Source organism: Pseudomonas sp. B20, assembly GCF_020515755.1.
GTDB lineage: Bacteria > Pseudomonadota > Gammaproteobacteria > Pseudomonadales > Pseudomonadaceae > Aquipseudomonas > Aquipseudomonas syringae.
Window position 1 is genome coordinate 62,161 of the sequence record NZ_JAHPJG010000014.1, and the last position, 19,344, is coordinate 81,504.

17 protein-coding genes are annotated in these 19,344 nt (G+C 60.7%); 10 read left to right on the plus strand and 7 right to left on the minus strand.

Annotated elements, in window-relative coordinates:
- Positions 1 to 31: 31 nt before the first annotated feature.
- From LIX91_RS15000 to LIX91_RS15010, 3 genes are all read right to left on the minus strand, one after another.
- Positions 32 to 1,948: a PhoX family protein gene (locus LIX91_RS15000; protein ID WP_226488735.1), complete on the minus strand. Its 1,917-nt coding sequence runs from the start codon at positions 1,946 to 1,948 to the stop codon at positions 32 to 34.
- 81 nt (positions 1,949 to 2,029) lie between these two features.
- Positions 2,030 to 2,794 (minus strand): TOBE domain-containing protein, encoded by a 765-nt coding sequence (locus LIX91_RS15005; RefSeq protein ID WP_003419830.1) that lies wholly within the window; start codon positions 2,792 to 2,794, stop codon positions 2,030 to 2,032.
- A 138-nt stretch (positions 2,795 to 2,932) separates the two neighbouring features.
- On the minus strand, positions 2,933 to 3,667 hold the full coding sequence (locus tag LIX91_RS15010; protein ID WP_003419827.1) for a ComF family protein: 735 nt from the start codon (positions 3,665 to 3,667) through the stop codon (positions 2,933 to 2,935).
- A gap of 90 nt (positions 3,668 to 3,757) precedes the next feature.
- On the opposite strand from LIX91_RS15010, the gene bioB reads away from it, so the two are divergent.
- The 10 genes from bioB (at position 3,758) to LIX91_RS15060 (ending at position 15,293) form a co-directional block, all read left to right on the plus strand.
- Positions 3,758 to 4,816 carry a biotin synthase BioB gene (gene bioB / locus LIX91_RS15015; protein WP_003316190.1) on the plus strand — a complete coding sequence of 353 codons (1,059 nt, stop codon included), beginning with the start codon at positions 3,758 to 3,760 and terminating at the stop codon, positions 4,814 to 4,816.
- A 64-nt stretch (positions 4,817 to 4,880) separates the two neighbouring features.
- Complete coding sequence (gene bioF, locus LIX91_RS15020; RefSeq protein WP_003411837.1) at positions 4,881 to 6,071, plus strand: 8-amino-7-oxononanoate synthase; 1,191 nt, start codon at positions 4,881 to 4,883, stop codon at positions 6,069 to 6,071.
- Entirely contained in the window at positions 6,064 to 6,795 is a 732-nt protein-coding gene (locus tag LIX91_RS15025; protein WP_103697274.1) for an alpha/beta fold hydrolase, read from the plus strand. The genes bioF and LIX91_RS15025 overlap by 8 nt, the downstream gene beginning before the upstream one ends.
- Positions 6,788 to 7,597 (plus strand): malonyl-ACP O-methyltransferase BioC, encoded by an 810-nt coding sequence (bioC, locus tag LIX91_RS15030; RefSeq protein ID WP_226488701.1) that lies wholly within the window; start codon positions 6,788 to 6,790, stop codon positions 7,595 to 7,597. Before LIX91_RS15025 ends, bioC begins: the two co-directional genes overlap by 8 nt.
- A 25-nt stretch (positions 7,598 to 7,622) precedes the next feature.
- Complete coding sequence (gene bioD, locus LIX91_RS15035) at positions 7,623 to 8,303, plus strand: dethiobiotin synthase (protein WP_003419820.1); 681 nt, start codon at positions 7,623 to 7,625, stop codon at positions 8,301 to 8,303.
- 153 nt (positions 8,304 to 8,456) lie between these two features.
- Positions 8,457 to 8,753 carry a hypothetical protein gene (locus LIX91_RS15040; protein WP_003419817.1) on the plus strand — a complete coding sequence of 99 codons (297 nt, stop codon included), beginning with the start codon at positions 8,457 to 8,459 and terminating at the stop codon, positions 8,751 to 8,753.
- A 333-nt stretch (positions 8,754 to 9,086) separates the two neighbouring features.
- The gene (locus LIX91_RS15045; RefSeq protein ID WP_003393572.1) at positions 9,087 to 10,892 is read left to right on the plus strand and encodes a phenylacyl-CoA dehydrogenase; all 1,806 of its coding nucleotides are present in this window, start codon (positions 9,087 to 9,089) and stop codon (positions 10,890 to 10,892) included.
- Between the two features lie 589 nt (positions 10,893 to 11,481).
- Positions 11,482 to 12,780, plus strand: coding sequence for a sensor domain-containing diguanylate cyclase (locus tag LIX91_RS15050; protein WP_226488702.1), 1,299 nt, complete (start codon positions 11,482 to 11,484; stop codon positions 12,778 to 12,780).
- 169 nt (positions 12,781 to 12,949) lie between these two features.
- Complete coding sequence (locus LIX91_RS15055; protein WP_226488703.1) at positions 12,950 to 14,728, plus strand: acyl-CoA dehydrogenase C-terminal domain-containing protein; 1,779 nt, start codon at positions 12,950 to 12,952, stop codon at positions 14,726 to 14,728.
- Positions 14,729 to 15,131: 403 nt separating this feature from the next.
- A complete protein-coding gene (locus LIX91_RS15060; RefSeq protein WP_002555565.1) occupies positions 15,132 to 15,293 on the plus strand; it encodes a YqaE/Pmp3 family membrane protein in 162 nt (53 codons plus the stop codon).
- 55 nt (positions 15,294 to 15,348) lie between these two features.
- Here the strand turns inward: LIX91_RS15060 and LIX91_RS15065 are convergent, their stop codons facing one another.
- The 4 genes from LIX91_RS15065 to pqqC are packed head-to-tail and all read right to left on the minus strand — an operon-like array spanning position 15,349 to position 19,336.
- On the minus strand, positions 15,349 to 17,175 hold the full coding sequence (locus tag LIX91_RS15065; protein ID WP_226488704.1) for a S9 family peptidase: 1,827 nt from the start codon (positions 17,173 to 17,175) through the stop codon (positions 15,349 to 15,351).
- Positions 17,138 to 18,307, minus strand: a complete 1,170-nt coding sequence (gene pqqE / locus LIX91_RS15070; protein ID WP_024961471.1) for a pyrroloquinoline quinone biosynthesis protein PqqE — start codon at positions 18,305 to 18,307, stop codon at positions 17,138 to 17,140. The genes LIX91_RS15065 and pqqE overlap by 38 nt, the downstream gene beginning before the upstream one ends.
- A complete protein-coding gene (gene pqqD / locus LIX91_RS15075) occupies positions 18,300 to 18,584 on the minus strand; it encodes a pyrroloquinoline quinone biosynthesis peptide chaperone PqqD (RefSeq protein WP_100073699.1) in 285 nt (94 codons plus the stop codon). Before pqqD ends, pqqE begins: the two co-directional genes overlap by 8 nt.
- Positions 18,581 to 19,336, minus strand: a complete 756-nt coding sequence (gene pqqC, locus LIX91_RS15080; RefSeq protein ID WP_100073698.1) for a pyrroloquinoline-quinone synthase PqqC — start codon at positions 19,334 to 19,336, stop codon at positions 18,581 to 18,583. The genes pqqD and pqqC overlap by 4 nt, the downstream gene beginning before the upstream one ends.
- Positions 19,337 to 19,344 lie beyond the last annotated feature (8 nt).

Sequence of the window (19,344 nt, forward strand, 5' to 3'; positions counted from 1 at the left end):
GAGCGATCTGCGTCCTTTTCCTGATTGCCGATCAGGCGCCGATAACGCCGCCATCTTCCCGGGTGATGACCATCACCGATGAGCGCGGTTTGCCGTTGGGCAAATGCTCGGGGAAGGTAGAGCCGCCGTTCTCACCGGGATGCTGGATGCCGATAAACATCGTCCGGTAGTCAGGCGCAAAGCTGATACCGGTGATTTCGCAACCGACCGGTCCGACCAGAAAACGGCGGATCTCGCCGCTGGCAGGGTCGGCGCAGAGCATCTGGTTGTTGCCCATGCCAGCGAAGTCGCCCTTGTTGCTGGAATCGCCATCGGTCTGAATCCACAGCCGACCCGAACGATCAAAACTCAGGCCGTCCGGGCTGTTGAACATGTTCTGCGCGTTGATGTTGCTCGACCCGGCCTGTGGCGTACCGGCATGCACAGTCGGGTTGCCCGCGACCACAAACAGGTCCCACTCGAACGCCATCGCCGACGCATTGTTGCCGCCTTCGCGCCAGCGCAGGATCTGCCCGTACTGGTTCTTGGCGCGTGGATTCGGCCCGCCGACAGGTTGACCTTCTTCGCCGCGCTTGCTGTTGTTGGTCAGCGTGCAATACACCTGACCATCCTTGGGGCTGACCACGATCCATTCCGGGCGGTCCATGCGCGTGGCCTTGACCACACTGGCGGCCAGGCGCGCATGAATCAACACTTCAGCCTGATTATTGAAACCGGCAGCGGCATCGAGGCCGTTCTTGCCGTGTTTCAGTTCGATCCACTGGCCATTGCCCTTTGGATGATCCGGGTTGCCGTTGCCAGCGTCGAATTGCGCCACGTACAAGGTGCCGTGGTCCAGCAGGTCGCGATTGGCTTTCGGGTTCTTGCGATCGATCCGGTCGCGGCTGATGAACTTGTAGATGAACTCGCCACGCTCGTCGTCGCCCATGTACACCACGGCGCGCCCGTCCCTGGTTTGCGTGAAGGCGGCGTTTTCGTGCTTGAAACGCCCGAGCGCCGTGCGCTTGACCGGCGTCGATTCAGGGTCGAACGGATCGATCTCGACCACCCAGCCATGACGATTGACCTCGTTGGGGTTTTTCGCCACGTCGAAGCGCGGGTCGTGCGGGTGCCAGTTGATCTCTTTGCTGGCGGCGACAACGCCGTAGCGCTTCATGCCCGCATCGAATGTCTGCTCCGCGTTGCTGCTGCCGAAACAATCGGTGAAGTTCTCTTCACAGGTCAGGTACGTGCCCCACGGCGTCTGGCCGCTGGAGCAGTTCTGGAAAGTCCCCAGAACGCGGGTGCCGGTCTTGTCGGCGTCAGTCTTGAGCCAGTCGTGACCGGCCGCCGGGCCACTCAGCCTGATCGGCGTATTGCCATGCACGCGGCGGTTGTAACGCGAGCCCTGCACGAACTGCCATTTGCCGTTTTTCTGCTGTACCTCGATCACTGACACGCCTTCTGCGGCGAGTGCCTTGCGTACTTCTTCAGCCGATTGCGGCTCCTTGCCATGCTCGAAGAGGTAGCGGTAGTTGGTGTATTCGTTGTTGATCGCCAGCAAAGCACGGTCTTTGCGACCCCGCATCGGGAACAGACACATGCCGTCGTTGTTGTCGCCGAACTGCACCTCCTGAGCCTGGGCCGTACCCTTGCCACTCGGGTCGAACGCCGGACCGCCCGCGCGCAGAGGCTGGCCCCAACTGATCAGTACCGAGGATCTGTAACCTGCCGGCAGGCTGATGCTGTCGGCGGTGGCAGCAGGAATGCTCTGGAAACCGAGCAATGTGCCAGACGCCGCGCTGACGCTGTCCGCCAGGACGGTGCGGCTGAGCAGGTTGCCGCCGAGGAACATCGCCGCGCCGCACAATGCGCCCGCGCTGATGAAACCGCGGCGGGTGAGGCCGACCTTGTCGGCGCCGACCAGGTTTTCCAGGTCAGTGGTCTGGTTTTCTTCTAATAGTTTCATCATCACGGCTCCCTCGAATATGGCAGCCACCTTAGTGCGCGCATATGACGAAATTGTGTCGTGGTGATGACCTGCCAGCGCTTACAACGGTATACCCAGCAGTACCAGTGAAGCTGCAAATCTTGCCTGCACCGTTGCGCCGGTTTTCAGCTGCTGTGCATGCAGGTGCTCAGGTGTCGCCAGGGCGCACAGCGTCTGGCCGCCGGGCAGTGTGATGCGTACTTCGCTTGGGCCATCTTCAGCGTCGGTCACGCTGTCGATTCGGCCGATCAGGCAATTGTTTCCATTTGTTTCTTTGCTGTTGTCTGCGTGCAGTTCCAGCCAGCCGGCCTTGATCAGTGCAACCACCTCCGTGCCGTTTTCCAGTTCCAGACGCAGGGTGCTGTCATGGGTGACCTGCGCTTCGATAAACACCTCGTCAGCCAGTTGCAGGCGAACCTGATCGTTGTGCCCCTGACGGGTGATGCTGACGATCCGCCCCAGCAGCTGGTTGCGCGCGCTGGTGCGCAGGGTCAGGCGATTGAGCAAGTCCAGATCGCTGCTGTCTTCGGCGGCTTCCAGCACCTGGGCCTGCAATGCCTGGACGCGCTGATAGAGACGCAGTACTCGCTGGCCCTCGACCGACAACTTCGCGCCACCCCCGCCGCGTCCGCCGACACTGCGCTCTACCAGCGGTTTTTGCGCGAGATTGTTCAACTCGTCAATGGCGTCCCAGGCCGCCTTGTAGCTCAGCCCTGCGCTTTTCGCAGCACGGGTGATCGAGCCCTGTTCGGCAATATGCTGCAGCAGCGCAATACGTTGCGGGCGGCGGACCATGTGTTGCGTCAGCAAGGTGGGGAGGGCCATGGAAATCCGGGGCGGTCGAGTAGGAGTGGGCAGTATGATCGCTCTCGCTCATGGCGTCGAAACCGGACGCGGAGCGTCCCGAAAGGCATTACCACGCTGGAGCGTGGGAACGATATTAAACCAGGCGCGTAGGGGCCATTAGTCACCCGGCTTGGGCGTGCGAGCCAGGCAATACACGTCCACCCGCCGCGCACCGGCCTTGTTCAGCAGTCGCGCAATGACCTCTGCCGTCGAACCGGTGGTCAGAACATCATCGACCAGCGCCAAGTGCTTGCCCTGTACCCAATCGGGATCAACCAGGGTAAAGGCGCCGCGCAGGTTGCGCCTGCGGGCTTTCGCGTCCAGGCCCTGCTGTGCGGTTGTTTCCCGGCTGCGCAACACATGTTCTTCGTCGACGGGCAGTTGCAGCTGTTTACCCAGCCAGCCGGCCAGCATTGCCGCCTGATTGTAGCCACGCTGGCGCAAGCGTTTGTTGGCCAACGGCACTGGAATGAGGCAGTCGGGACGTGGCAGGTCTTCCTCGAAACGGTGCTGCAGATAGTGCGCGCACAGTTCCGCCAGCAGTCGTCCCATGGGCCATTTACCGTTATGTTTGAAGCGGGTGATCAAACCGTCGACCGGGAATTCGTACAACCAGGGCGCGATGACCTGCGTAAAGCCAGGCGGTTGCTTGCAGCATTGCGCGCAGCTCATGCCTGAACGGGGTAACGGCAGCGCACAGCACACACAAGCGTTGCCCAGCCACGGCAGCTCTGCTTCGCACGGCACGCAGATGGGTGTGGGCACCTCACTGCGTTCATCACATAACAAACAGGATTGTTTGTTTTTTAACCAGATGTAAACCTCGTACGGGTAGCTGGGTTGACAGCGCATGGCTCTTCCTTAAATATGCCCGACATCCGTGTAGCGCCTGGGGTCTTTCCCGCCCTCGCGCATTGCCCAGAAACACCAAGGAGCCGCCCGATGAGCGCCAGCACCACCGCCACTTTGCGTCACGACTGGACTTTAGCCGAGGTCAGGGCGCTGTTCGTACAGCCATTCAATGACCTGCTGTTTCAGGCGCAAACGGTGCACCGCGCTCATTTCGACGCCAACCGCGTGCAAGTCTCCACGCTGCTGTCGATCAAGACCGGCGCCTGCCCGGAAGACTGCAAGTACTGTCCGCAGTCCGGCCACTACAACACCGGTCTTGAGAAAGAAAAACTGCTGGAAGTACAGAAGGTGCTTGAAGAGGCCGCACGCGCCAAGGCCATTGGTTCGACCCGCTTCTGCATGGGCGCGGCCTGGAAGCACCCCTCTGCCAAGGACATGCCTTACGTGCTGGAGATGGTCAAAGGCGTGAAAGCCATGGGCATGGAAACCTGCATGACCCTGGGCCGCCTCGATCAGGAACAGACCGAAGCGCTGGCCACTGCCGGGCTGGACTACTACAACCACAACCTCGACACCTCGCCGGAGTTCTACGGCAGCATCATCACCACCCGTACCTACGCCGAACGCCTGCAAACCCTGGCCTACGTGCGCGATGCGGGGATGAAGATCTGTTCCGGTGGCATTCTGGGCATGGGCGAATCTCTCGATGACCGCGCCGGCCTGCTGATCCAGCTGGCCAACCTGCCAGAGCACCCGGAGTCGGTGCCGATCAACATGCTGGTCAAGGTCGCCGGTACGCCGCTGGAAAACGCCGAAGATGTCGACCCGTTCGATTTCATTCGCATGCTCGCCGTGGCACGGATTCTCATGCCGAAATCCCACGTGCGCCTGTCCGCCGGTCGCGAAGCGATGAACGAGCAAATGCAGGCACTGGCGTTTTTCGCCGGGGCCAACTCGATTTTCTACGGCGACAAGCTGCTGACCACTGCCAACCCGCAAGCCGACAAGGACATGCTGCTGTTCTCGCGTCTGGGCATCAAGCCCGAAGCGGGCGAAGGGCATGCCGACGAAGTGCACCAGGCCGCTATCGAACAGGCGCTGGTCGAACAGCAAAGCAGCTCGATGTTCTACGACGCCGCCTCTGCCTGATCCGTCGAATGGGCCGGTCTGTTCCGGCCCGTTTTGAATTGTCATTTTCCGGACCGGGACCTGCATGTCTTTCGATCTCCGCACGCGCCTCGATGCCCGTCGCGCCGCCCACCTCTATCGTCAGCGTCCGCTGCTGCAAAGTCCGCAAGGGCCGCAGGTCATCGTCGATGGCCAGCCTTTGCTGGCGTTCTGCAACAACGATTACATGGGGCTGGCCAATCATCCCGAGGTGATCGCTGCCTGGCAGGCGGGTGCCGAGCGCTGGGGCGTTGGCGGCGGGGCTTCGCATCTGGTGATCGGCCACAGCGCGCCGCACCACGAACTCGAAGAAGCGCTGGCCGAGCTGACCGGTCGTCCGCGCGCACTGTTGTTCTCCAATGGCTACATGGCCAACCTCGGCGCAGTGACGGCGTTGGTCGGGCAGGGCGATACGGTGCTGGAAGACCGTCTCAACCACGCCTCGCTGCTGGATGCCGGTCTGCTCAGCGGCGCACGGTTTTCGCGCTATCTGCACAACGATGTGAGCAGCCTGGAAGCCCGCCTGGAAAAATCCGTGGGCGATACCCTGGTGGTGACCGACGGGGTGTTCAGCATGGACGGCGACATCGCCGATCTGCCCGCGCTGGCCCGTTCGGCGAGGGCCAAAGGGGCCTGGCTGATGGTGGACGACGCCCACGGCTTCGGCCCTTTGGGTGCCAACGGCGCCGGTATCGTCGAGCACTTCGGTCTAAGCATGGATGACGTGCCCGTGCTGGTCGGCACCCTGGGCAAGTCGTTCGGCACTTCCGGGGCGTTCGTGGCCGGCAGTGAAGAACTGATCGAAACCCTGATCCAGTTCGCCCGGCCTTACATTTACACCACCAGCCAGCCGCCCGCGCTGGCCTGCGCCACCTTGAAAAGCCTGCAGCTGCTGCGTACCGAGCATTGGCGTCGCGAGCATCTGACCCGGCTGATTCAGCAGTTTCGGCGCGGTGCCGAGCAGATCGGGCTGCAACTGATGGACAGCTTTACCCCGATCCAGCCGATCATGATCGGTGATGCCGGTCGCGCCTTGCGCCTCTCGCAATTGCTTCGCGAGCGCGGCCTGCTGGTCACCGCCATTCGCCCGCCCACCGTGCCTGCGGGCAGCGCGCGACTTCGTGTGACGTTGTCTGCCGCGCACAGCGAAGCCGACGTGCAGCTATTATTGAACACTCTGGAGCAGTGCTACCCGCTGCTGGATGCCAGCCACTCCTCGGAGCCTGTTCATGCGTGATCGTCTGATTCTGTTGCCAGGCTGGGGCCTTGGCGTTTCGCCGCTGGAGCCGCTTGCCGCTGCATTGCGCGGGCTGGATGAGCACCTGCGGGTTGAAGTCGAGCCATTGCCGGATATCGACAGCTGCGATTTGCCAGACTGGCTCGACGAGCTGGACACCAACCTGCCAGACGACGCCTGGCTGGGCGGCTGGTCATTGGGTGGCATGCTCGCGGCTGAACTGGCGGCGCGGCGTGGCGAAGGTTGTTGCGGATTGCTGACGCTGGCCAGCAACGCCTGTTTCGTCACCCAGGGGGCGTGGCCGAATGCGATGCCCGCGCAGGATTTCGAGGCGTTTCTGGCTGGCTGTGCCGATGATCCGGACCTGACCCTCAAGCGTTTCAGCCTGTTATGCACGCAAGGCGCAGAGGACCCGCGCGGTCTGGCGCGGCTGCTCAAGGCCGGTGCACCGCACCTGTCGAAAACGGCGTTGATCGACGGCCTGAAAATACTCCGGCAACTCGACACCCGCAGCGCGCTGCAAACCTATCGTGGCCCGCAACTGCACCTGTTCGCCGGGCTGGATGCCTTCGTGCCCGCCGAGGCAGCAGGTGATCTGCTGGCCTTGTTGCCGGATGTCGAAGTGGGCCTGATCGAGCAGGCCAGTCATGCCTTCCTGCTGGAAAACCCTCATGGGGTAGCGGCCGCGATCCACGCCTTTCTGCACGAGCTGGACGATGACTGATCTTTCAATCCCCAAACCACCTTCTGTCTTGCCTGACAAACGTCAGGTTGCTGCGTCCTTTTCCCGCGCGGCAGGCAGCTATGACAGCGTTGCCGAACTGCAGCGCAACGTCGGTAATGAGCTGCTGGCGCGTCTGCCTGCGCAATGCAAGCCGTCCCGCTGGCTGGATCTGGGCAGCGGCACCGGCTATTTCAGCCGGGCGCTGGCGCAGACGTTCACTGGCAGCGAAGGTATTGCACTGGATATCGCCGAAGGCATGTTGCGTCATGCCCGACCCTTGGGTGGCGCACAGCACTTCGTTGCGGGTGATGCCGAGCACCTGCCGCTGCGTGACCAGAGCTGCGCGCTGATTTTTTCCAGCCTGGCGGTGCAGTGGTGCGCCGATTTCGCCGCAGTGCTCAGTGAAGCTCAGCGCGTTTTGCAGCCAGGCGGCGTATTCGCCTTTGCCAGCCTGTGTGTCGGCACGTTGTACGAGCTGCGCGACAGTTGGCAGGCCGTGGACGGCCGGGTGCATGTGAACCGTTTTCGTCATGAGGACGACTATCGCCAGCTGTGCGCGGCGAGCGGCTTGCAAGTACGCAGCCTCGATGTTTGCCCGCAGGTTCTGCATTACCCGGATGTGCGCAGCCTGACGCACGAGTTGAAGGCGCTCGGTGCGCACAATCTCAACCCCGGACGGCCCAATGGCCTGACCGGGCGCGAGCGGATCATGGGCATGGTTAAGGCCTATGAAGGCTTCCGTCAGGACGCCGGACTGCCCGCCACCTATCAAGTGCTGTACGCGGTGCTTGAAAAAAACTGATGGACTGACAGGAAAGACTACTGAGATGACTGCCGCCTACTTCATCACCGGAACCGATACCGACGCTGGCAAGACCACGGTGGCTGCCGGTTTGCTGCATGCCGCTCGTTCGTCCGGCCTGAGCACGGCAGCCGGCAAGCCCGTCGCGTCCGGTTGTTTTGTCACGCCACAGGGGCTGCGTAACCCGGATGCCCTGGCGTTGCTGGCCGAGTGTTCTGTCGAGCTGGATTACGCTGAAGTCAATCCGCTGGCCTTCGAACCGGCCATCGCTCCGCACCTGGCAGCACGCGAAGCCGGCGTCGCGTTGACGGTCGACTCGGTGTTGCAACCCATGCGGCATATGCTCGCCAGACAGGCCGATTTCACCCTGATCGAGGGGGCAGGCGGCTGGCGCGTGCCGCTGTCCGGGCAGAGCACGCTGTCCGATCTGGCCATTGCTCTGGATCTGCCGGTGATTCTGGTGGTGGGCGTGCGCCTGGGCTGTATCAATCATGCGGTGCTGACTGCTGAAGCCATTGCCCGTGACGGTTTACGCCTGGCAGGCTGGGTGGCCAACATCGTGGATGCCGACACCTCGCGGCTTGAAGAAAACCTCGCCACGCTGGTCGAGCGTCTGCCCGCACCTTGCCTGGGGCGGGTCCCGCGATTGGATGAGGCAAGCGCCGAAAATGTGGCGCAGTATCTTGATTTGAAGGTATTGAGCTGACAGCGCCGCTATGTCGCTGACCGGCAAGACAGTTTTGGAATTTCAAGAGTCAGGCTATCGTGCGGCCTAGTGCCATTAGTCTGTTTGTCGGGTATTTCCGCGCAAATGCTGGTTCAATGGCATGTGTTCATTTTTTGAACTGAGGATCGGCTTATGCAAATCACCATGAACAACACCCTCTACCCGGGCCTGAGCGCAATGCAGGTCGGGCAAAGTCGTGTGGATCAGGCGGCCACCCAGATTGCCAGCTCCAATATCGAAGTGTCGGGCAGAAGCCAGTCTTCTGACTTTCAGCTCGAGAACCTGCGCTCGGTTGATCGCAGCCAGCGTTCCGACCTGTCGTCCAATATGGTCGAACTCGAGGCTGGCAAGGATCAGTTTGCAGCAGGACTGGCTGCGCAGAAAGCCAGCAATGAAATGCTCGGCACGCTGATTGACACCTACGCCTGATTCTCGCGTCAATTCTCGCCGTGCCCTCAGCGCACGGCGTTGCTCACTGAATTTCTCCGCATCATTGTCCTGTATCACGCCTGCACCTCGCTTCGCCCTCCACTAGACTTTTGCTTACGCTTCTCTCGCCCCCGCACGACGTACGCCTGCGTGGCTTATGCATGGGCCGTGGACGAATGGTGCGTGCTTCGCTATTGACAAGGTTTGGGCGTAAACGTATGTTTCAAACACCTGTTTGACCGCGAGGCATACGAGATTGTCTGGCGCTTGAGGGTGTCTCTCCAGCGACCGCCCGGTCATTCGTTCCAGGATTCATCAGCAGAGGTTATCGCTATGCCTGACTACAAGGCCCCCTTGCGTGATATTCGTTTTGTTCGTGATGAACTGCTCGGCTATGAAGCGCACTATCAGAGTCTGCCAGCCTGTCATGACGCCACTCCGGACATGGTCGACGCCATTCTGGAAGAGGGCGCCAAGTTCTGTGAGCAGGTGCTGGCGCCGCTGAACCGTGTGGGCGATACCGAGGGTTGCACCTGGAGCGAGTCGGGCGTGAAGACGCCGACCGGCTTCAAACAGGCTTACAAACAGTTCGTCGAAGGCGGCTGGCCGAGTCTGGCGCATGACGTTGCGCACGGCGGTCAGGGTCTGCCCGAGTCGCTGGGCCTGGCGGTCAGCGAGATGGTCGGCGAAGCCAACTGGTCGTGGGGCATGTACCCGGGCCTGTCGCATGGCGCAATGAACACGATCTCCGAGCACGGCACGCCCGAGCAGCAGGACGCGTACCTGACCAAGCTGGTGTCCGGCGAATGGACCGGGACCATGTGCCTGACCGAGTCGCATTGCGGCACCGACCTGGGCATGCTGCGTACCCGGGCAGAGCCTCAGGCTGACGGGACCTATAAGGTCACCGGCACCAAGATCTTCATTTCCGCTGGCGAACACGACATGGCCGATAACATCGTCCACATCGTGCTGGCCCGCCTGCCGGACGCACCGGCTGGCACCAAAGGCATTTCGCTGTTCATCGTGCCCAAGTTCCTTTCGGCTGCCGATGGCGGCATCGGTGAGCGTAACGCGGTGAATTGTGGTTCCATCGAGCATAAGATGGGCATTCACGGCAATGCCACCTGCGTGATGAACTTCGACGGCGCGACCGGCTACCTGATCGGCCCGGCGAACAAGGGCCTGAACTGCATGTTCACGTTCATGAACACCGCGCGTCTGGGCACTGCACTGCAAGGTCTGGCACACGCCGAAGTCGCTTTCCAGGGCGGCCTGCAATATGCCCGTGACCGCCTGCAAATGCGTTCGCTGACCGGCCCCAAGGCACCGGAAAAAGCCGCTGACCCGATCATCGTTCACCCTGATGTGCGTCGCATGCTGCTGACCATGAAGGCGTTCGCCGAAGGCACGCGTGCCATGGTGTACTTCACCGCCAAACAGGTCGACATCGTCAAGTACAGCGAAGACCCGGAGCAAAAGAAAGCTGCCGACGCATTGCTGGCGTTCATGACCCCGATTGCCAAGGCGTTCATGACGGAAGTGGGCTTCGAAGCTGCCAACCATGGCGTGCAGGTCTACGGCGGCCACGGTTTCATTGCCGAGTGGGGCATGGAGCAGAACGTTCGCGACAGCCGGATTTCGATGCTGTACGAAGGCACTACCGGTATTCAGGCGCTCGACCTGCTGGGCCGCAAGGTGCTGATGACCCAGGGTGAAGCGCTCAAGGGCTTCACCAAGATCGTGCACAAGTTCTGCCAGAGCAACGAAGGCAACGAAGTTGTGCAGGAGTTTGTGACGCCACTGGCTGCGCTGAACAAGGAGTGGGGCGACCTGACCTTGAAAGTGGGCATGGCGGCGATGAAGGATCGCGAAGAAGTGGGTGCTGCATCGGTGGATTACATCATGTTTTCCGGCTATGCCTGCCTGGCGTACTTCTGGGCTGACATGGCGCGTGTTGCAGCCGAGAAGCTGGCGGCCGGTGCGTCTGACGAGGCGTTCTATCGCGCCAAGATCCAGACCGCGCGTTTCTACTTCCAGCGCATCCTGCCGCGTACTCGTACCCACGTGGCGGCCATTCTGTCGGGTGCTGCCAACCTGATGGACATGAAAGAAGAAGACTTCGGCCTGGCTTACTAAGCTTCGCTGGCTTCATGAAAACCGCCTGATCGCTGATCAGGCGGTTTTTTTATGGGTGCGTTTTAGCGCATGGCTGTATTCGAATTCCTGGCGAGACCTTAGAAGGAACCCTGGCCCCGCGCACAGTCACGAGGCGTGTTCTTCAGGAGACCTCTCGTTCCGCACGCTCCGCGTGGGAATGCAGTTCGTGACGCTCTGCGTCACACAGGGGTTTTCTTTGTCAGGTGGATTGGGGTTCGACTCAGGTCACCTTTTCGCCACTCGGCGAGTCACTTTGATGGGGCCAAAGTGACCAAAGCCCCTGTCACTTACGTCGCGATCTGCGTCGTCAGTAACATCGCGATAAAAAAGCGCTTTTATGTGCAGTGATGACAGGCAAAGCATGACGTTGCGCTGCAGTACGACGCGGAGCGTTACCCAATGCATGCCAACGCATGGGCGCTAGACGCCCGCAATAAACATTTCCCACTTCCTGCCGTTACAGAAATTAAGTTGTTTGTTGATCCTGCCGATGCATTGTTTGCTGGGGAGGGGCACAATGCCATTAGGCCAGCCAGTCATCCAGATGCCGGGTAGGAGATAACCCCTTTTGTTGCGTCCATCAGCTGCACGCTTGAGTCATTTTCTGCCTTCACTGGGCTTGCTGGTGGCGGGGCTCGCGGCTGCGTATGTAAAGGACCTGAACGTCTTCTTCACTTCGCTGTTCAACGTGCTTCCTACTCTGGTTCTGCTGTTGGGCGGTGCGTACTGCTGTGTTTACCGACGTCAGCGCGAGCTGTTTCTGATGGTCACGGTGTATATCGCCTACTACCTGCTCGACACCCAGACCGATTACTACCGTGACCACGGCAAGGTCCGCGAAGATGCGGCGGTGATTTTTCACCTGGTCTGCCTGCTGCTGCCGCTGCTGTTCGGGCTGTATGCGGCATGGGAGGAACGCACGCATCTGTTCCAGGACATGGTCGCGCGGCTCGCGGTGCTGGTGGCGCTGGGCGGCGTGGCAGTGGGGCTTGAGCAAAGTTATCCGGTCGAGCTGCAAGTCTGGCTGGCCGATATCCGGTGGCCTGCCCTGCATGGTGCATGGATGAGCCTGATTCAGCTTTCTTATGCGATGTTTCTGGTGTCCTTCGGGGTGCTGATCTGGCAATACCTGGAAAAACCGCGACCGCTGCATGCGGCGCAGATTGTCGGCTTGCTGGGTTTGTTCTGGGCATTGCCCAAGACCTTCATCCTGCCGTTCACGCTGAACATCCTTTGCAGTCAGGTGATGCTGATGATTGCCGCTGCGGTCGCTCATGAGGCCTATCAGATGGCCTTCCGTGACGAGCTCACCGGGTTGCCTGGGCGTCGGGCGCTCAATGAGCGCATGCAGCGTCTGGGTCGCAACTATGTGCTGGCGATGAGCGACGTGGATCACTTCAAGAAATTCAATGACACCCATGGCCACGATGTGGGGGATCAGGTGCTGCGTCTGGTGGCCAGCAAGCTGTCGAAAATCACCAATGGTGGCGGCAAGGCCTATCGCTATGGGGGTGAGGAGTTCGCCATTGTGTTCGCCGCCAAGAGCATCGATGAGTGCATGCCGCACCTGGAAGCCATTCGCGAGACCATCGCCAGTTACGAGATTCAGCTGCGCAACAAGGACAATCGCCCTCAGGACGACCAGCAAGGCCGCCAGCGTCGCAGTGGCGCGCAGGCTGGCAGCGTGTCGGTGACGGTGAGTATCGGCGTTGCTGAACGCCAGCCGGAGCATCGCACGCCCGAAGAAGTGCTCAAGAGCGCCGACCAGGCGCTGTATGCGGCCAAGGGCGCCGGGCGCAATTGTGTGGTGGCTTACGGGCAGTTGAACCGACGCGGCGCTGTGCGCACGACTGAATCGGCCACCTGAGCAAACCCTGGCACTTCCCGTGACCTGGTATGACTATTCAGTCATGACACGACCCTATGTCTCTGAAATGTTGTTCGGTTAGACTCGTGGAACTCGACTGCTGATCTGCGTCGCTGGATGCATCGATCGGCTTCCCAAAGCATTTCGATCCGTGTTCACGAGGTTTGCCATGGCTGACTATAAAGCGCCACTGCGCGATATGCGCTTCGTCCTCAATGAAGTCTTCGAGGTTTCAAAGCTCTGGGCTCAACTGCCCGAGCTGGCCGAAACCGTCGACGCTGAAACGGTCGAAGCCATTCTCGAAGAAGCCGGTAAAGTGACCAGCAAGACCATTGCGCCGCTGAGCCGCAACGGTGACGAGGAGGGCTGCCACTGGAAGGACACCGTCGTCACCACACCTGCAGGTTTTCCCGAGGCCTATAGGATCTACGCCGAAGGCGGCTGGGTCGGTGTGGGCGGTAACCCCGAGTTTGGCGGCATGGGCATGCCCAAGGTGGTGTCGGCTCAGGTCGAAGAGATGCTCAACTCTGCCAGCCTGGCGTTCGGTCTGTACGCGATGCTCACCTCCGGCGCCTGCGTGTCGATAGACACCCATGCGACCGAAGCGCTCAAGACCAAATTTCTGCCCAATATGTATTCAGGCGTCTGGGCCGGGTCGATGTGCCTGACCGAGGCTCACGCCGGTACGGATCTGGGCATCATTCGTACCCGCGCCGAACCCCAGGCGGACGGCGCTTACCAGATCACCGGCAGCAAGATTTTCATCACCGGTGGCGAACACGACCTGACCGAAAACATCATCCATCTGGTGCTGGCCAAGTTGCCGGATGCACCGCCTGGCCCGAAAGGCATCTCGTTGTTTCTGGTGCCCAAGTTCATGGTTGGCGACGACGGCAGCATCGGCGAGCGCAACACCGTCAGTTGTGGTTCGATCGAGCACAAGATGGGCATCCAGGCGTCGGCGACGTGCGTGATGAACTTCGACGCCGCCACCGGTTACCTGATCGGCGAGCCGAACAAGGGCCTGGCGGCGATGTTCACGATGATGAACTACGAGCGCCTCGGCGTCGGTATTCAAGGCCTGGCGTCTGGCGTGCGCTCTTATCAGGCCGCCGTCGAGTATGCGCTGGACCGTCTGCAGAGCCGTGCCCCGACCGGTGCGCAGAACAAGGACAAGGCCGCTGACCCGATCATCGTCCACCCTGACGTGCGTCGCATGCTGTTGACCATGAAAGCCTTCAACGAAGGCGGTCGGGCGTTTTCCAGCTACGTCGCTCTGCAACTGGATATTGCCAAGTTCAGCGAAGACGATACCGCGCGCAAACGTGCCGATGATCTGGCCGCGCTGCTGACACCGGTCTCCAAGGCGTTCCTGAGTGATATCGGTCTGGAAACCACCGTGCATGGCCAGCAGGTATTCGGAGGTCATGGTTATATCCGCGAGTGGGGCCAGGAACAACTGGTGCGTGACGTGCGTATCACGCAGATCTACGAAGGCACCAACGGCATTCAGGCGCTGGACCTGGTCGGGCGCAAGATCGTCGGTTCGAATGGCGCGCTCTATCAGTTGTTCTCCGATGAAGTCCGCCAGTTCATCAGCGGCTCGGACAACGCGCTCAGCGAGTTCACTCAGCCGCTGAGCAAAGCTTTGAACATGCTCGATGAACTGACCGGCTGGGTGCTGGATCGGTCGCGCAACAACCCCAATGAAATCGGCGCAGCCTCTGTGGAGTACCTGCATCTGTTCGGTTACACGGCGTATGCCTACATGTGGGCCATGATGGCCAAGGCAGCACTGGGTAAAGAGCAGCAGGAGGAGTTCTACGCAAGCAAACTGGGGACCGCACGCTTCTACTTCGCACGTCTGCTGCCGCGTATTCACTCGCTGGATGCCTCGGTGCGCGCGGGCAGCGAGTCGTTGTACCTGTTGAAGGCGTCACAATTCTGACCCGGAAAAGTCTTGTAAGCATTTGCTTACACTACGTGACGCCAATTGGCCTCTTCCCAAGAAAGGGATCCAAAGTTAATCTTTGTTCATGGACGTAGCGCAGGAAGCGCAACAAGACATAACAGGGACACGTAGGGAAGCCTGCCAGGATGGCGGGGTGAAAGGGAAATCAGGGAAACAGTCTGGAAAGCCCCGCTTCGGCGGGGTTTTCTTTGTTTGCGTTTTGACGATTCTGTTTTCTTTCCGCTCGCAGCACACGCTGCTGTGCCCGCATTGCAACGCTTGTCCTGAGCCCCTCCCGCTAAAGAATAATGGCGCGGTGCCAGAGCCGGTTGAACCCTCACCGCCGGCCAGGGTCGATTAGCTGTATGGCCAATCAGAGCCAATCAATCAGGAGCTTTTCATGGACATCATTCGTATCATTTTCGCCATTCTGCTGCCTCCGGTAGGCGTGTTCATGCAAGTAGGCTTTGCTGGCGCTTTTTGGTTGAATATCCTGCTGACCCTGCTGGGTTACATCCCGGGTATCATCCACGCGATCTACATCATCGTTTCGCGTAAGTAACACCTCGTTGCACTCGCTGATCGTTCCCTGATGCGGGAACGATCACACGGCCTGATCAGGCATCCAGCACATCCCGATAGAAACGCCATTCCTTCTCCAGCGCATCTGCCAGGTTATTTGCCTTGCGGAACCCATGATGCTCGTCCGCATAGAAGTGCGCTTCGGTCTTGATACCGTTGTCCTGCAAGGCCTTGAGCATGGACCGGGTCTGTTCCGGAACCACCACGGCATCCAGCTCGCCCTGAAAGAAAATCACCGGCACGCTGATGCTGTCGGCATGCAGCAGGGGCGTACGAGCCTGATAGCGTTCGATGTCCTTGTCTGGGTCGCCGATCAGCCAGTCCAGATAATCACCTTCGAATTTGTGCGTCGCCCTGGCCAGTGCCACCGGGTCGCTGACGCCGTAAAGACTGGCACCTGCGCGGAATACATCGTGGAAGGCCAAGGCGCAGAGCGTGGTGTAGCCACCCGCACTGCCGCCGCGAATAAAAGCCTGTCGTTCGTCAATCAGGCCGCGCTCGGCCAGATGTTTCACGACTGCACAGGCGTCTTCGACGTCCGCCACGCCCCAGGTGAGGTGCAGGCCTTGCCGGTACACGCGACCGTAGCCGCTGCTGCCGCGATAATTGAGGTCTGCCACGGCGAAGCCGCGGTGCGTCCAGTACTGAATGCGCGGGTCCAGCACCGGGTAGCAGGCAGAGGTCGGGCCGCCATGGATGAACACCACCAGCGGCGGTTTTTCTGCGCCGGTCATGGCCGGATAGAAGTAGCCATGAGCCTCGGCCCCGCCACTGGGGTAACGCAATGTCTGAGGACGGCTGATCTGGTCGGCCGGCAGCGGCGATCCGCCTCCGGCAAGCACCTGGGCACTGCCGTCGTGGCGAGAAATAGCCAGTACCGCCGAGGTGCTGATGGCCGAGGCCGCGATGCAATAGACGAACTCTTCGTCAATGGCGAGGCTGCGAAAGCGGCTGTAGCCTGCGCTGAAATCCTCGACGCTGCCGTCGGCCTGGCACAGCCCCAGAACACTTGAACCGTCTGCAAACCAGCTCGCCAGATAGCCATCGTTGATCGGCAGCCAGGTGCAGCTGCCCATTTGCCAGGGCGCTGAAGCATGATCCGCTGGACGGGCGGGAAGCGGCGCAAACCCGGAAGGCGATTCGCCCCACGGCTGCCAGAAACCCGCACGATCAGTCAGGCAATACAGCCGCCCATGGGCATCGAAGCGCGGTTGTTGCAGAGACTCTTGCGCACCGTCACCTGCGACGCACTGCGCAGTGGCCCAACTGCCGTCGTCCTGTCTGGTCGCACACATCAAGCGAGTGCTGGTCCACGGCTGATGCGGGCGCTGCCATTCGATCCAGGCCAGGCGTCTGCCGTCGGCACTGACAATCGGCGATGAGTAGAAATCAGCGCCTTCGGCCAGCAACTGGCGCTTGCCGTCAGCCAGCCCGATAGCCACCAGTCGATGCGTGTTGCGGTCCTCTTCAACGGCCAGAATCTGGCCGCCGCTGAAGAACACGCCGCCGTAGCGCTTGTCGCCCTCGGTCAGCGCCACCGGCTCGCTGGCGTCCAGTGCCTGTCGATACAGTTGCTGGTCGCGCTCGTTGACGAAGACTACGGCGTCGTCGGCGAGGCAGAACGAACCACCGCCGTATTCATACACTCGACTGCGTACGCTGAAGCCTTGTGGCGTCAGGCAGCGCTTGCTGTTGGCGTACCAGTGCCAGATGCGGCTGGCGCCGTCTTCGGGGCGGTATTCGTTCCAGAACAGGCCCGCCGAGCTGACATCCAGTTCGGCGAAGTCGACGCCAGCAGCGACCGCTTGAGCGGCGCTCAGGCGTTCAGGAGGATTTTGCGATGAGTCGTGAGTTTCGGTCATTGCGAAAGGCCAGCTCTTCAATGGTTTGAGTAGCGGTTTCGGACTCGTCACGAGCCTGAGTGATAATCCCGTGGTGATAGGATTTGCTGCACACCGGGTCGGCATTGGCGGCATCGCCGGTCAGCATGAAGGCCTGGCAGCGACAGCCGCCGAAGTCCTTTTCCTTCTCGTCACACGAACGGCACGGCTCGGGCATCCAGTCGTAACCGCGAAAGCGATTGAAGCCGAACGAGTCATACCAGATGTGCTGCATGCTGTGATCGCGCACATTGGGGAACTGGATCGGCATCTGCCGCGCCCCGTGGCAGGGCAGCGCCGTGCCATCCGGTGTCACGGTCAGGAAGATATTGCCCCAGCCGTTCATGCACGCTTTGGGACGCTCTTCGTAATAATCAGGGGTGACGAAAATCAGCTTGCACGGATGATTCTCTGCCTCCAGCCGGACGCGGTATTCATTGGTGACGGCTTCGGCACGGACCAGTTGATCTTTGGTCGGCAGCAGGCCGAGGCGATTCAGGTGCGCCCAGCCATAGAACTGACAGGTCGCCAGTTCGACGAAGTCCGCTTCCAGCGCGAGACACAGCTCGATGATCTTGTCGATGCGATCGATGTTGTGCCGGTGGGTCACGAAGTTCAGCACCATCGGGTAGCCGTGCTTTTTAACCGCCTTGGCCATCTCCAGCTTCTGCGCGAAGGCTTTTTTTGAGCCGGCGAGCATGTTGTTGACCTGCTCGTCGCTGGCCTGAAAGCTGATCTGGATGTGGTCCAGGCCTGCTTCCTTGAAGGCGATGATCTTCTCTTCGGTAAGGCCGATGCCCGAGGTGATCAGGTTGGTGTAGAAGCCCAGACGCCGCGCTTCGGCGATCAGTTCGGCGAGGTCCTGGCGCACCAGCGGCTCGCCGCCGGAAAAACCGATCTGCGCCGCACCCATTTCCCGCGCTTCCTGCATGACCTTGAACCACTGCTCGGTGCTCAGCTCCTGACCCTGTTTGGCAAAATCCAGCGGGTTGGAGCAATACGGGCATTGCAGCGGGCAGCGATAGGTCAGCTCGGCGAGCAGCCACAATGGCAGCCCGACCTCGGGAGTGGGCGGTATGTACGGGGTGTTGGTGACGGGTGCTATGTCAGACAAGATCGATCCAGTTTTTCTTTTTGGCGCCTTCCATGAACTCGTCGACGTCCATGCCCAGTTCGGGAACATTGGGGAACTGCTGATGAAGCTCATGAATGATGGCGGCGATGCTGCGCTTGCCATCGATCAACCCACCGATCATGGCCGCGCTGTCATTGAGTTTGATCATGCCCTCAGGGTAAAGCACCACATGCGCCTTTTGCGCAGGCTCGTACTGAAAGCGATAGCCTTGATGCCATTTGGGTGTCAACGCTCGGAACTGCGGATCGTGCTTCATAGGGTAATCCCCTTATGCCAGACCCTTTGGCCTGTGACGCTGTGATACGGCGGGCGGTTCAACTCGTAGGCCATGGACATCGCATCGAGCATGCTCCACAGGATATCGAGTTTGAACTGCAGGATTTCCAGCATACGCTGCTGACCTTCGTACGTAGTGTAGTGCTGTAACGTGATGGCGAGGCCGTGCTCTACATCGCGTCGGGCCTGACCCAGGCGCGTGCGGAAATATTCGTAGCCGGCCGGGTCGATCCACGGGTAGTGCTGCGGCCAGCTGTCCAGACGCGACTGGTGGATCTGCGGTGCGAACAGTTCGGTCAGCGAGCTGCTGGCGGCTTCCTGCCAGTTGGCGCGGCGGGCGAAGTTCACGTAGGCGTCGACGGCAAAGCGCACGCCTGGCAGTACCAGTTCCTGCGAGCGCAGCTGGTCCGGGTCGAGCCCCACGGCCTGGCCGAGGCGCAGCCAGGCTTCGATGCCGCCGTCTTCGCCGGGCGCACCGTCATGATCGAGCAGGCGCTGAATCCACTCGCGACGGATCTCGCGATCCGGGCAGTTGGCCAGAATCGCCGCGTCCTTGAGCGGAATGTTCACCTGATAGTAGAAACGGTTAGCGACCCAGCCCTGAATCTGCTCGCGGGTCGCTCGGCCCTCGTACATCGCCACATGGAACGGGTGATAGATGTGGTAATAGGCGCCCTTGGCGCGCAAGGCCTGTTCGAATTCGGCGGGGGACAGCGCAGTCGCTTCGCTCATGTCAGCTC

What these genes read in the sequence shown, in the direction of transcription:
- LIX91_RS15000 (WP_226488735.1), bottom strand. Translation starts at nt 1,948, where the DNA reads ATGAAACTATTAGAAGAAAACCAGACCACTGACCTGGAAAACCTGGTC.
- LIX91_RS15005 (WP_003419830.1), bottom strand. Translation starts at nt 2,794, where the DNA reads ATGGCCCTCCCCACCTTGCTGACGCAACACATGGTCCGCCGCCCGCAA.
- LIX91_RS15010 (WP_003419827.1), bottom strand. Translation starts at nt 3,667, where the DNA reads ATGCGCTGTCAACCCAGCTACCCGTACGAGGTTTACATCTGGTTAAAA.
- bioB (WP_003316190.1), top strand. Translation starts at nt 3,758, where the DNA reads ATGAGCGCCAGCACCACCGCCACTTTGCGTCACGACTGGACTTTAGCC.
- bioF (WP_003411837.1), top strand. Translation starts at nt 4,881, where the DNA reads ATGTCTTTCGATCTCCGCACGCGCCTCGATGCCCGTCGCGCCGCCCAC.
- LIX91_RS15025 (WP_103697274.1), top strand. Translation starts at nt 6,064, where the DNA reads ATGCGTGATCGTCTGATTCTGTTGCCAGGCTGGGGCCTTGGCGTTTCG.
- bioC (WP_226488701.1), top strand. Translation starts at nt 6,788, where the DNA reads ATGACTGATCTTTCAATCCCCAAACCACCTTCTGTCTTGCCTGACAAA.
- bioD (WP_003419820.1), top strand. Translation starts at nt 7,623, where the DNA reads ATGACTGCCGCCTACTTCATCACCGGAACCGATACCGACGCTGGCAAG.
- LIX91_RS15040 (WP_003419817.1), top strand. Translation starts at nt 8,457, where the DNA reads ATGCAAATCACCATGAACAACACCCTCTACCCGGGCCTGAGCGCAATG.
- LIX91_RS15045 (WP_003393572.1), top strand. Translation starts at nt 9,087, where the DNA reads ATGCCTGACTACAAGGCCCCCTTGCGTGATATTCGTTTTGTTCGTGAT.
- LIX91_RS15055 (WP_226488703.1), top strand. Translation starts at nt 12,950, where the DNA reads ATGGCTGACTATAAAGCGCCACTGCGCGATATGCGCTTCGTCCTCAAT.
- LIX91_RS15060 (WP_002555565.1), top strand. Translation starts at nt 15,132, where the DNA reads ATGGACATCATTCGTATCATTTTCGCCATTCTGCTGCCTCCGGTAGGC.
- LIX91_RS15065 (WP_226488704.1), bottom strand. Translation starts at nt 17,175, where the DNA reads ATGACCGAAACTCACGACTCATCGCAAAATCCTCCTGAACGCCTGAGC.
- pqqD (WP_100073699.1), bottom strand. Translation starts at nt 18,584, where the DNA reads ATGAAGCACGATCCGCAGTTCCGAGCGTTGACACCCAAATGGCATCAA.
- pqqC (WP_100073698.1), bottom strand. Translation starts at nt 19,336, where the DNA reads ATGAGCGAAGCGACTGCGCTGTCCCCCGCCGAATTCGAACAGGCCTTG.